This is a genomic window from Chelatococcus reniformis (assembly GCF_014640075.1).
Classification (GTDB): domain Bacteria; phylum Pseudomonadota; class Alphaproteobacteria; order Rhizobiales; family Beijerinckiaceae; genus Camelimonas; species Camelimonas reniformis.
In genome coordinates this window covers 350,810-363,651 of record NZ_BMGG01000002.1, presented here as the reverse complement: position 1 = coordinate 363,651, position 12,842 = coordinate 350,810, and the positions used below count along the sequence as shown (strand labels likewise).

Annotated in this window: 9 protein-coding genes; 7 read left to right on the top strand and 2 right to left on the bottom strand. The window is 67.9% G+C overall.

Annotated features, from left to right (window positions below; genetic code table 11):
- The first annotated feature begins 155 nt into the window (after window positions 1-155).
- Genes IEW34_RS06110 through IEW34_RS06095 form a run of 4 tightly spaced genes read left to right on the top strand, consistent with a single transcriptional unit; the run spans window position 156 to window position 6,180 of the window.
- Window positions 156-2,030 carry an ABC transporter ATP-binding protein gene (locus IEW34_RS06110; protein ID WP_188608266.1) on the top strand — a complete coding sequence of 625 codons (1,875 nt, stop codon included), beginning with the start codon at window positions 156-158 and terminating at the stop codon, window positions 2,028-2,030.
- Window positions 2,027-3,973, top strand: coding sequence for an ABC transporter substrate-binding protein (locus IEW34_RS06105; RefSeq protein ID WP_188608265.1), 1,947 nt, complete (start codon window positions 2,027-2,029; stop codon window positions 3,971-3,973). The genes IEW34_RS06110 and IEW34_RS06105 overlap by 4 nt, the downstream gene beginning before the upstream one ends.
- On the top strand, window positions 3,970-4,986 hold the full coding sequence (locus IEW34_RS06100) for an ABC transporter permease (RefSeq protein ID WP_188608264.1): 1,017 nt from the start codon (window positions 3,970-3,972) through the stop codon (window positions 4,984-4,986). The genes IEW34_RS06105 and IEW34_RS06100 overlap by 4 nt, the downstream gene beginning before the upstream one ends.
- Window positions 4,987-4,992: 6 nt before the next feature.
- Entirely contained in the window at window positions 4,993-6,180 is a 1,188-nt protein-coding gene (locus tag IEW34_RS06095; protein WP_188608263.1) for an ABC transporter permease, read from the top strand.
- Window positions 6,181-6,226: 46 nt separating this feature from the next.
- On the opposite strand, the gene IEW34_RS06090 is transcribed toward IEW34_RS06095, so the two are convergent.
- Window positions 6,227-8,383 carry an alpha/beta hydrolase fold domain-containing protein gene (locus IEW34_RS06090; RefSeq protein WP_188608262.1) on the bottom strand — a complete coding sequence of 719 codons (2,157 nt, stop codon included), beginning with the start codon at window positions 8,381-8,383 and terminating at the stop codon, window positions 6,227-6,229.
- A gap of 56 nt (window positions 8,384-8,439) precedes the next feature.
- Between IEW34_RS06090 and IEW34_RS06085 the strand changes: the two genes are divergently transcribed.
- Together IEW34_RS06085 and IEW34_RS06080 are read left to right on the top strand one after the other, a co-directional pair.
- The gene (locus IEW34_RS06085) at window positions 8,440-9,132 is read left to right on the top strand and encodes a TetR/AcrR family transcriptional regulator (protein WP_188608261.1); all 693 of its coding nucleotides are present in this window, start codon (window positions 8,440-8,442) and stop codon (window positions 9,130-9,132) included.
- A gap of 305 nt (window positions 9,133-9,437) precedes the next feature.
- Entirely contained in the window at window positions 9,438-10,292 is an 855-nt protein-coding gene (locus tag IEW34_RS06080; RefSeq protein ID WP_188608260.1) for a LysR family transcriptional regulator, read from the top strand.
- Between the two features lie 18 nt (window positions 10,293-10,310).
- On the opposite strand, the gene IEW34_RS06075 is transcribed toward IEW34_RS06080, so the two are convergent.
- Window positions 10,311-12,101 carry a DUF4153 domain-containing protein gene (locus IEW34_RS06075; protein ID WP_210324460.1) on the bottom strand — a complete coding sequence of 597 codons (1,791 nt, stop codon included), beginning with the start codon at window positions 12,099-12,101 and terminating at the stop codon, window positions 10,311-10,313.
- 192 nt (window positions 12,102-12,293) lie between these two features.
- Between IEW34_RS06075 and IEW34_RS06070 the strand changes: the two genes are divergently transcribed.
- Complete coding sequence (locus IEW34_RS06070; protein WP_188608258.1) at window positions 12,294-12,746, top strand: acyl-CoA thioesterase; 453 nt, start codon at window positions 12,294-12,296, stop codon at window positions 12,744-12,746.
- The last annotated feature ends 96 nt before the right edge of the window (window positions 12,747-12,842 follow it).

Genomic DNA, 12,842 nt, shown 5'->3' with positions numbered 1-12,842 from the left:
CGCGTCCGGTCGACCGGCGTGACGGTGCTCGGCCGCTCGGAGCGGCGGGCGGCAACGACAAACGCGAGCACGCGGTGGTGGCCGCGCGCGCAGGACAAGAGAAACGACGCTGCGGGCTGCGACGGCCGGCGGCATGGTCGGTCAGGGAGAGGCCCATGGGTGTGAGCGGCCCCGCGCTGCTTGCCGTCAGCGATCTTGCGGTCAATTTCGCGAGTCACGGCACGACGACACGGGCCCTCGACGGCGTGTCCTTCACCATTCCGCGCGGCAGGACCGTGGCGCTGGTGGGCGAGTCCGGCTCGGGCAAATCGGTGACCGCCCAGGCCATCCTGCGTATCCTGCCGAAGGCCGCGACCATCGCCGGCGGCTCGATCGTCTTCCAGGAGACGCAGGATGGCGAGGCGGTGGACATCACGCGGCTCGACCCCTCCGGGCGTCAGATGCTGGGCCTGCGCGGCGGCAGCATCGCCATGATCTTCCAGGAGCCGATGAGCTCGCTGTCGCCGCTCCACACCGTGGGCGACCAGGTCACGGAGGCCTACCTGCTGCACAAGGGCGGCTCGCGAGCCGAGGCGCGCCGGGCGGCCGAGGCGGTGTTCGCCCGCGTCGGGCTGCCCGATCCGGCACGCGTCTTCGTGACCTATCCGTTCGAGCTGTCCGGCGGCATGCGCCAGCGCGCCATGATCGCCATGGCGCTGATCTGCCAGCCGGCCCTGCTCATTGCCGACGAGCCGACGACGGCGCTCGACGTGACCACGCAGGCCCAGATCCTCGAATTGATCAAGGACCTGCAGGCCGAAACCGGCATGTCGGTGCTGCTCATCACCCACGACCTGGGCGTCGTCGCCAACATGGCCGACGAGGTCGTGGTGATGTACCGCGGCCGCATCGTCGAATCGGGGGAGCGGGAGGCCATCTTCCGCGACCCGCAGCATGCTTATCTCAAGGCGCTGATGCGGGCCGTGCCGCGCTTCGACATGGAGCCGGGGGAACGGCTGACGCCGCTGCGCGAGATCGCTACCGCCGACCTGATCGCCGCGGCCCCGATCACCGTCGGCCCCACCCCGAAGGGCCCGGTGCTCGACGTCACCGGCATCTCCAAGGTGTTCACGCTCCGCGCCGGCTGGTTCTCGGGCAACCTGCGCCAGGTGCGCGCCGTCTCCGACGTGAACCTGACACTGATGCCGGGCACGACGCTGGGACTGGTGGGCGAGTCGGGCTGTGGCAAGACCACCGTCTCGAAGATGATCATGCGGGCGCTGAAGCCGGACGAGGGTCGCATCCGCTTCGACGACGGCACCGGCCTGCGCGACGTCCAATCGCTCGAGGGCGAGGATCTGCTGCGCTACCGGCGTGCCGTCCAGTTCATTTTCCAGGACCCGTTCTCGTCACTCAATCCGCGCATGACGGTCTATCAGCTGCTGACCGAGCCGCTGCGCATCCACGAGCAGATCAGCGAGGCGGAGAAATTCGCCAAGGCCAAGATGCTGATCGAGATGGTGGGTCTCGACAAGCGCCACCTGCGCCGCTACCCGCACTCCTTCTCCGGCGGCCAGCGCCAGCGCCTCGGCATCGCCCGCGCCCTGGCGCTGTCGCCCAAGGTGCTGCTCTGCGACGAACCGGTGTCGGCGCTCGACGTTTCGGTCCAGGCACAGATCCTCAACCTGCTCAAGGACCTGCAGGCGGCGTTGGGGCTTTCCTACCTGTTCGTGTCGCACAACCTCGCAGTCGTCGACTATATCGCCGACACCATCGCCGTCATGTGCCGCGGCCACATCGTGGAGCAGGCGCCGAAGGCGCTGCTGTTCCGCAACCCGGTGCACCCGTACACGCAGGCGCTGCTGGCGGCGGTTCCGGACCCCGACCTCGACCATCCGCTCGACTTCGACACCCTGCGCACCGGCCGCTTCTCCGATCCGACCGCCTGGCCGCACCCGTTCGGCCTCGGCAATGACAGGCCGAGCCAGATGGAGGAAATCGAGCCCGACCACTGGGTCCGCACCACCACCAGCGAAAGGGCCGCCGCATGACCCGTGTGCTCAACCGGCGCGAGCTTTTGCTTCAGGCGGGTGCCACGCTCGCGGTGCTGCCGCTGGCGACCCGGGCGCTGGCCGACATCGCCTTGCAGGAGGCGCCCCTGTTCGCCGAGCAGGTCGCGGCCGGCAAGCTGCCGCCGATCGCCCAGCGGCTGCCCAAGCAGCCCTTCGTCTCCGATCTGGCCGCCAACGGCCGCGTCATCGGCAAGCCGGGGGGCTCGATGACCACCCTGATCGCCAAGCTGCGCGACGTGCGCTACCTCTCGGCCAACGCCTACACCCGCCTGGTGGGCTACACCGACAAGCTCGTGCTGCGGCCGGATATTCTCTCGGCCCTCGACAACGAGGGCAACCGGGTCTTCACGCTGCGTCTGCGTGAAGGCCATCGCTGGTCGGACGGGTATCCCTTCACGGCGGAGGACTTTCGCTACTATTGGGAAGACATCGTCAACAACAAGCAGCTCAGTCCGGCGGGCGTGCCGACCTACATGCTCGCCGACGGCAAGCCGCCGACCTTCGAGGTGCTGGACGAGCATACGGTGCGCTACACCTGGGCGACGCCGAACCCGCTGTTCCTGCCGACGATGGCCGCCCCGCAGGACCCCTTCATCTACCGGCCGGCCCACTTTCTCAGGAACTACCACGGAAAATACGCCGACAAGGACAAGCTCGACCAGTTGGTGGCGAAGGCCAAGGTGCGCTCGTGGGCCCCGCTTCACAACCGCATGGACAGCATGCTGGAAAACTCCAATCCAGAGCTGCCGACGCTGTTTCCCTGGCGCGCCGTGCCGGCAAGCTCGGGCGCCCGTATCGTGTTCGAGCGCAACCCTTATTTCCATCGCATCGACACCGCCGGCCAGCAGCTGCCTTATGTGGACCAGGTGCTCGCCGACGTCGCCTCCGCCAGCCTGTTCGCGGCCAAATCGAACGCCGGCGAAGTGGACTTCCTCGCCCGCGGGCTCGTCATGAACGACATCCCGGTGCTGAAGCAGGGCGAGGGGGCGCAGGGCTACAAGACGCTGCTGTGGCGGCTGGCCCGGGGCTCCGAGGTGGCGCTTTATCCCAATCTCACGACGGTCGATCCGGTCTGGCGCCAGCTGAACCGCGACGTGCGCTTTCGGCGCGCCCTCTCGCTCGCCATCGATCGCCACACCATCAACAATGCGCTGCTCTTCGGTCTCGGCCAGGAGGGCAACAACACCGTGCGCGAGGGCTCGGCCCTGTTCGAGCCGTCGTACCGCAGCAAGTGGGCGCAACACGACAGTGCCGCGGCCGCCAAGCTGCTCGATGATGTCGGGCTCGCCAAGGGGAGCGGCGGCATCCGCAACCTGCCCGACGGGCGCCCGGCTGAAATCGTCGTCGAGGTCGACGGCGACACCGGGCTTGCCGTGGACACGCTCGAGCTGATCACCGAGTTCTGGCGTGAGGTCGGCCTCAAGCTGTTCATCAAGCCTCAGGACCGCACCATCCTGCGCAATCGGGCCTACGAGGGGCAGACGGTGATGGTGGCCAGCCAAGGGCTCGACAACGCCATCCCGACCGCCGGGATGGTGCCGGGCGAGCTCGCGCCGGTGCATCAGGACAATCTCGCCTGGCCGCGGTGGGGCCAGTACGTCGAGACGAAAGGCACCAGCGGCGAGCCGGTGGACATGCCGGAGGCAAAAAAGCTCCTCGAGGCGTACACCGCCTGGCTTCGCTCCACCGATTCCGCCCAGCAGGCGGCGGCCTGGCATGCCATGCTGGCGCTGCACGCCGACAACCAGTGGATCATCGGCACCGTCGCCGGCGCCCTCCAGCCGATCGTGCTGCGCGACGGCCTCGCCAACCTGCCGGCCGAGGCGCTCTACAGCTGGGCCCCCACGTCCCTCCTCGGCATCTACCGCATCGACGAAATCTTCTGGGATCGCCAGGACCGCCGGATCGCCAAAGCCCCATGATCGCTTACATCGCTCGCCGCCTGCTCACCATGGCCGGCACGCTGCTGATCATCAGCGCGCTGGTCTTCGTCATCATCAAGTTGCCGCCGGGCGACTTCCTGACCAACCAGATCGCCGAGTTGCGCTCCCAGGGCGGCGAAGCCGCCGCCACCAAGGCGGCGTTCCTCATCAAGCAGTACGGCCTCGATCTGCCGGTCTGGAAGCAATACCTGGTGTGGATCGGCGTGTGGCCCGGCCCCAACGGCTTCTCTGGCCTGCTGCAAGGGGATTGGGGCTGGTCGTTCGAATTCGACAGGCCGGTCAACGAGGTCGTCGGCGACACACTCTGGCTGACGCTGCTGGTCAACATCGCCGTGCTCATCTTCGTCCACGTCGTGTCGATCCCGATCGCCATCTTCTCGGCCGTACGTCAATACTCGTGGGGCGACTACCTGGCCACCTTCATCGGCTATATCGGCCTTGCAATGCCGAATTTCCTGCTGGCCTTGATCCTGCTCTATTATACCAACCGCTGGTTCGGCATTTCCATCGGCGGTCTTTATGACCCGCAATACGCCAACGCGCCGTGGTCGTGGAACAAGGTGGTGTCGCTCGGCCAGCACCTGATCGTGCCGACCCTCGTCATCGGGCTCTCCGGCACGGCCGCCATGATCCGACGCATGCGCGCCAACCTGTTGGACGAGCTCAGCAAGCAATATTACGTGACGGCCAAGGCCAAGGGCGTGCCGCCGACCAAGGCGCTGCTCAAATACCCCTTCCGGATGGCGCTGAATCCGTTCGTCGCCGACATCGGCAACATCCTGCCCCATCTCGTCTCGGGCTCGATCCTGGTGTCGCTGGTGCTGAGCCTGCCCACGGTGGGACCGATCCTGCTCGGCGCGCTGCGCAGCCAGGACCAGTTCCTGGCCGCCTTCATCCTCATGTTCGTGGCGATCCTCACCGTGATCGGCATGCTGATCTCCGATCTGCTGCTGGCCTGGCTCGATCCACGCATCCGGCTCGGGGCACGGTAGGTCGCGATGAACGTCATCACCCACACCAAAGCCCCGGCGGACGCCGGCAGCACGCCGCACTTCGTCGACCCGCGGCCATTCGATCCCGGCGCCAGCGAGCCGATGGCCAATGAGGACGAGCGCTATTGGCGCGCCTCGGCCCTCACGCTCATCTGGTGGAAATTCAAGCGCCACCGCGTCGCCCTCGCCTCGGCCATCGTGCTGCTGGTTTTCTATGCGATGCTGCCGTTCGTCGAGGTCGTGGCACCCTACCCGCTCACCAAGCGCCATGGCGACTTTCTCTATGCGCCGCCGCAGCCTGTGCACCTGATGCACGAAGGCCGCTTCGTGGGGCCTTTCGTCTACCCCTACAGCTTCAAGTTCAACCTCGACACCTTCACGCGCGACTACGAGGTCGACCGCAGCACGCCGCAGCCGATCCGCTTCTTCTGCAAGGGCGACACCTACAGCTTCTGGGGCCTGTTCGACGCCAGCTTCCACCTGGTCTGCGCGCCGGAGGGCGGCACCATGTTCCTCGCCGGCACCGACCGCCTGGGCCGGGACGTGCTGTCGCGCATCATCTACGGTGCGCGCATCTCGCTCACCGTCGGCCTGCTGGGCATCGCGGTGTCGTTCGCGCTCGGCCTGCTGTTCGGCGGCCTTGCCGGCTACCTCGGCGGCTGGGTCGACAACGTCATCCAGCGCGTCATCGAGATCCTGCGCTCGCTGCCCGAGCTGCCGCTGTGGCTGGCGCTGTCGGCGGCACTGCCGGCGAACTGGAGCCCGTTGCTGGTCTTCTTCGGCATCACCATCATCCTGGGCCTGCTCGACTGGCCGGGGCTGGCCCGGGCCGTGCGCTCCAAGCTGCTGGCGCTGCGCGAGGAGGATTTCGTCAAAGCGGCGGAGCTCATGGGCGCCTCACGCGCCCGCATCATCGGCAAGCACCTGATCCCGAATTTCATGAGCCACCTCATCGCCTCGGCGACCCTGTCGATCCCGTCGATGATCCTCGGCGAGACGGCGCTGTCGTTCCTCGGCCTCGGGCTGCGGCCACCGATCACCAGTTGGGGCGTGCTGCTCAACGAGGCGCAGAATCTGGCGTCGGTGAACCTCTATCCTTGGCTGCTGGCGCCGATCGCGCCGGTGGTCATCGTCGTCCTGGCGTTCAACTTCATGGGCGACGGCCTGCGAGATGCGGCCGACCCCTATCATTAGAGCGGGAGGATGGGCTGGCGAGGCCCGGCCATCATCCCAGCGACATCTAACCAGCGGCCCGGGCGCCTGCACCGGGGCGTCCCAGCCGATGCCGTGCCCATGCGGCCACCGCTTCCATGGTGCTCACCGTCTCCGGCAGGAACGGGAAGATCGTGTAGACGTGGACGGAATCCTCGACGAGTCTGAGGGTCACGTCGACGCCCGCTCGGCTCGCCTTCTCCGCCAGCCGCGTCGTGTCGTCCAGCAGCACCTCGCCCTGCGCCGCCGTCAGGAACAGGGGCGGCAGCCCGCTCAAGTCCCCGAACAGCGGCGAGACCAGGGGATCGGTCGGCTCGTGGCCCTGGAAGTAGGATGCGGCCATGAAGGTGAGCAGGTCGCGGTTGGCGGCGGGGTCCTCCCCGCTGAACGCGCGCACGCTTGCACCCGACAGTGTGAGGTCGGTGAAGGGGGCTGCGGCGACGATCCCCGCCGGGAGCGGATCGCCGGCGGTGCGGAGCGCAAGCGCCAAGGCCAGTGCGAGGCCACCGCCGGCCGATTCCCCCGACAGCAGGATCGACGCGCCCCCGATCCCCTGCCGCAACAGCGCCCGATAGGCAGCGACTGCATCGTCGATCGCCGCCGGGTAGGGATGCTCCGGAGCCAGCCGGTAGTCGACCGTGTAGCAGGTACCATCGATCGCTGCCGCCAGACGGCTGGCATATTCGAGCGAGCCCTTGGCCGAACCGATCAGATAGCCGCCCCCGTGGAAATGAAGCACCACGCGCGCGCTGTCGGCGCCGGGGCTTGCAACCCGCCAGGCCCTCACGTCGCCGAGTTCAAGCTCCGTCGCCCTGACGGCGTCCGGCAGCGGGAAGTTGGTGGCCAGGAACCGGTCGTAAGCCTCACGCAGGCCGTCGTGCCCGCGCGCGACATCCTCCGGTCGGAACGCGTACTTCCAGAGATCGAAAGCGCGCTGCGCCTCAGGGCGGCGCAATCGCTTGCCCTCGCGCAGGCCGGTCACGTTGAGTACTTCGCCCGGAGGCCCTTCCGTCGCCCTGACGACATCGTAGTCCCAGGCGAGCCCCCAACTGGTCTCGGCCATCGGGTCGATGCGCGCCATGCCCTTCCAGCGGGCGTTGCGGTCGCGCAGGCGCCGCGGCTCGCTCTCATGCACGAGCTTGACGACCGCGCGCGCGCCGGCCTGGATGCGGGTGGTGCGCGGCAGGCGTCGACGCTCGTACTCCAGCAGCGCGCCGGGGACGTCATTCTGTCGCCGCGACAGCACGCGCGCCAGCGTCCAGGCGTCCTCAATGCTCTGGCCGGCTCCTGCGGCCAGAAAAGGCACCATCGGATGCGCCGCATCGCCGAGCAACGTGATCCGCCCCGCGGTCCAGCTGTCGATCGGGTCCCGGTAGTACATGCCGGTGACGAACGCGGTCTGCGCCTGCTCGAGCATGGCGCGGGCGCGGGGCTCGGCGTCCTCGAACGAGCGGAGCATCTCCTCGATATCTCCGCTCTCGCTCCATGATTCGCGGTGGACCTCGTCGGCCGGGACGGACGCGAGGATGCTGTAGAGATTCGCCGGCCGTACCCAATACGTGATCAGTGTCCGCCCCGGACCGAACCAATAGTTGCCCCGCTCCTCGAGCCCCAGGCCATCCAGGCGCGCGGCCGGAATCAGCGAGCGCCACATCAGGATGTTGGCGAAATGCTTCTCCTCCGGCCCACGCAGATGCTCGCGCACGAGGGAATGGATGCCATCGCAGCCGACGAGCGCATCCGCCCGCAGCGTCTCGCCGGTATCGAGGCGGACCTCGACGCCGTCGTCGGACTGTGAGACGCCGACGCATCGTGCGCCAAATCGCACCGCTCGCGCCGGAAGCGCGGCGGACAGGATATCGAGGAGATCCGCGCGATGAACATTGTACATCGGCGCGCCATAGCGCGCGGCCGCCTCGTCGCCGAGCGGAGCCTGGTAGAGCAGGCGACCGCTATGCAGGTCGCGGTAGTCGTACGACAGCGGCTTGACGCCGACGGCACGGATCGCGTCCTCGACGCCGATCTCCCGCAGCACGATCGCCGCATTCGCGGCGATCTGGATGCCGGCACCGACTTCGGCCATGACCTCGGCTTGTTCCAGCACCAGCACGTCGATACCGTGGCGGCGCAGTGCAATCGCAGCGGTCAACCCACCAATGCCACCGCCGACGACCAGAACACGCATGTCGTATCTCCTCCCCGATTAAGTGATTTCGCTTAAACTGGACGGGCGCCGAAACCATGTCAAGCAGGGGCCGATCGGCCGCGCGTGCTGCGCCGGCGGACACCAAGAGTCAGATCAAGACGGCGGCCCGGCTGCTGTTCGCGCGGCACGGCGTCGACGCGGTGACGATCCAGCAGATCGTCGCCGCGGCCGGCCAGCGCAACAACGCCGCGCTGCACTACCACTTCGGCTCGAAGGAGGAGCTGATCCGCCAGCTCGTCGTCGACGGTGCGGCCGTGCTCGACGAGCGCCGGCAGGAGATGCTGCGCGTGCTCGATGCGCGGGGCGGCCCGGCGACCGTGCGCGAGGTGCTGCTCGTGTTGGTGATGCCCGTCGTCGAGCTCAGCAACGACGAGCGCTGGCGTGGCTACATCCGCTTCATCGCGAGCCTCCAGGCGTCCCACCGGGAGGCGCTGCGCGAAGCCCTGGGCGGCCGTTGGAATGCGGGCTACGTCGCCTGCTTCGATCACCTAAAGCGCCTGCTGCCCCTGCCGGCGCCCTTGGTCGAGCAGCGGCTGTCGATCGTGTCGATCTACGCCAACGCCATCCTCTCGGCCCAGGACGCGGCCCTGGAGGCGCGCCCCCGCCGGCGCAACCGGCTGTGGGACCAGCGCTTCACGGTCGAGAACATCCTCGATACCTTGGAAGGCACCATCACGTGTGCACCCTCGACCGAGACTCTCGCGATGCTGAACGCGAGCGAACCCTGAGAACGGTGTGCCCCTGCACCCTCAAACGAACGCCCGCAGTGCCAGGGCGACCACCCCCGTAAGGCCGATGATGAGGACGGCGGCGAAGGCGAGGCCGAACAGATGGGCACGCAAGGCGTCCCCCTCATTGATGCACGCCTCCCGAGTGGCACTCCGCAACGCGGCCCCATGCGTCGATCGACAACTGTGGCCAGCAAAAGTCATGGCTTCACCTCCTTCACTCAAGGGGAAGGTAGGCCGCCATTGATCATGAAAAAATCAGATGCGAGGATATTTCAGCGATCGCAAACGTAAATGGTAGATCGATGAAGGCCGTCGATACGGACTCGGTGCAGGCATTCGTGCTGGTCGCCGACCTGAAGAGCTTCACGCGGGCCGCCGAGGCGATGGCCACGACGCAGTCGTCCATCAGTCTGAAGATCAAGCGCCTGGAGGATGCTCTCGGCCGCCGCCTGTTCGAGCGGACCCCGCGCCTGGTGCGGCTGTCTGCCGATGGTGCCGTGTTCCTCGGACCGGCCCGGGCGCTGGTTGCGGCGCACCAGAGCGCCGTGGCGGCGTTCGACATCGAGCAGCGGCGCCTGATCATCGGCATCAGCCACCACATCGTCGGCGCCGAGCTGCCCCTCCTGCTGAAGCGCATGAGCCAGGCCGAACCCGGCCTGGTGGTGGAGCTCCACGTCGCCACCTCGCGCGAGGTAGTGGCGGATTTCGAGCGCGGCGGCCTCGACGCGGCGATCGTGCTGCGCCACGATCATGACCGCCGCGACGGCGAGATCGTGCTCCAGGAGGCGTTTGGGTGGATGGCCGCCCCCGATTTCGAGCGCCGGCCGGGAGAGCCCCTGCGCCTGGCGACGCAGGCCGAGCCCTGCAGCGTCCGCGCCATGGCCGTCGCCGCGCTCGACGGCGCCGCCATCGCGTGGACGGAGGTGTTCGTCGGCGGCGGCGTCGCGACGATCGGCGCTGCCGTTTCGGCCGGTCTCGCGGTGGCGGCACTGGGCCGGCGCGTAGCGCCGCGGGGAACGGTCGACGTGGGGCCGCGGCTGGGTCTGCCGCCGCTGCCCGAACGGGACGTGATGCTCTACACCAACCTCGCCGATCGGCAGGCCCGCAGTTCGCTCAGGACGCTGACCGCCGCCATCCGCGCGACCGCATCGCCGTGACCCCATGCCTTCGGGCGCCTACACCGCGGGCTCGATCACGACGTAGAAGCTGCCACCGCTGTAGGTGCTTTCGCTCCGCCGCACGGTCAGCACGCCGCCCTGCAGCAGGATCCTCAGACGCTCGGAGCCGAACGGCGCGTCGAGTTCGACCGGCTGCTCGATGACGGTTTGCCGGCCGGCGGACTCGCCCGCACGCTTCTGGATCGCGGGGATGAGCTCGAAACGAGCGCTGCGGCCGTCACCTGCCGTGACCGTCACCGTCTTGCCGTCGGTGCTGGCCGTGATCCCACCGATGCTTCGGGCGACGTCCTGGCTGCCGAAACCGATGCGGAACGGCCCGAGAACGCGCACCGCGCCCGCATGCAGCACCGCCGGCTCCTGCTTGATCGAGAACACCAGGGTGGGATCGGCCGCCGCGTCGGCCCGTCCCGCATCGTTGGGAAAGCCGGTTATGCGGCGCTCCACGTCGGCGGCGGCAACCTCCTTGCCCTGCCTGAACGGATCGTCGCCGCGCCCCGCAAACAAGGGTGCCAGATAGGTCAGGCCATGATGGCGGCCCAGGTAGCGGATGATGGACATCGCCTCGACCCTGACCTTGGCCCCGAGCATGCCGTCGCCAGCCTGCCGAATACGGCCGCCCTCGATCATCCCCTCGCGCTCCAGCACGGCCGTCAGCCGCGCCGCCTGATCCCTGTTGCCCAGCGCAACGAGGCCGAAGGGGCCCGCCGCGAACACCACGGACAAGACGAGCAGCACGCCGGGGATCAGACGGATATCGCCGCGGCCGAGGCGCGGTGCGAACAGCGCGACCAGCACGACGAGCCAAACGGTGAAAACCAACAGGATACCACGCCGCTCGGTGAGTCCGAGCGGCTCGATGCGGTGCCCCAGCGCGATCACCAGCAAGCCGACCGGGATCACCAGTGATGGAAACCAGAGCCGGCAAAACCAATCGGCTACCCGTTGGCCACGATCGCGCTCCCGCTGCAAGCCCAGGAAAACGACGGTGCCGATGGCACCAAACCAGGGCACGATGGTTCCGATCTGCCCTTTGGGAAGTGAGCCTGCCACGGCCAGCCGGCCGGCGTAGGCGAGCAGCACCAGCGCATACACTGCAAGCACGGGCACCAGCACCCATTTGGCGATGACCACCGGTGCGGTGAGGGGCAGCGACGGAGCGGGCTGCGCATCGTGGCGCGGCAGCGTCCGCAGCCAGCCCATCTGCGCCAGCGCGAGGAAGACCGGTATGCCGAAGCGCGTGGTCGTCGAGCCGAAGCGCAACACGCCGTCCAGCAGCAGGACGCGGATCGCCTGCTCGATGGCGAAAGCGCCGGAGACGAGGACCAGAAAGCCGAGCAGCGCGACAACGGCGCCGCTCGCGGCGCCCGCACCGAAGGCCCACACCGCGGACCCGTCGGCGCGCCGGACACCGAACGGGGCGACCACGACCGCAAGGCCGAAGCCCACGAAGACCAGGACGCGCGAAGGCTGCGTCGCCTCGGAAAACCAGAGCAGAGCGAAAGTGGCGGCGGCCGCCACCACCGAGACGGCGATGCGGCCCGCCGCAGGCCAGCCGCGCCCCTCTGCCCAAAGGGTCGATGCAACAGTGGCCAAGAACGCCGCCTGGTAGTCGCTCGGAAATCGGGCGGCGAACAGCTTACTCCATGGCGCCCCGACGCCGCCCGACCAGCCCGCCTCGCGCGCAACGGCGGCGGCGGCAAAGGCGGCGGCGATGAGGATGGGAACCGGAAAACGGATGGCTGCGTCGCGCGCACCACGACCGAAGGAGGAGAAGCTGAGCACCGGCACCCTCTGCGCCGCAGATCGACGTGACGCGGCTCAGCTGCCTCTTCGCAGCCCTTTCGGCTTTGCGCAACCTGGCCGCGCGGCTGTCCGAGACGCATCTGGCGTCTCAACCTACCGACTTGATTCCGACGTGAATCGACGCACAATTGTGGTTCAAGCAGACGGCGCGGCGTCAGGCCGGCGGCGGGAGGACTTATGAAGCGTTCCGATTTCACGTTCTGGCATCCATTCCGAATCCGCTATTCGGAAATCGACGGCCAGATGGTCGTCTTCAACGCCCACTATCTGACATTCTTCGACACCGCCATCACTGAATACTTTCGTGAACTCGACCACGACATCACCGGTGAAGCGCGGGAGACTGGCATCGACTTTCATACCGTCAAGTCGCTCGTGGAGTACAAGGCGCCCGTCGTGTTCGACCAGGAGATCGACGTCGCCGTGCGCACGGGCCGCATCGGCCGCTCCAGCCTTAGCTTCGATCTCGCCATCTTCGGCAAGGGCACCGACGACCTCTACACGACGGGAGAGATCGTCTGGGTCTATACCGACCAGCGCACCCACAAGACAGTGCCGGTCGGCGAAGCCCTGCGCCAGGTGCTGATCGAACGGGAGCCTCACCTGTCGGAGGCGTTGGCGGGCGCCTGACGCCGGCCGGGCGCGTGTGACATCCTGGCATTCGGTGGCGAGCGGGGATCACGGCTTTCGCTTTGGTTCGTCACCACGGGCACACTGCCCGTTCCG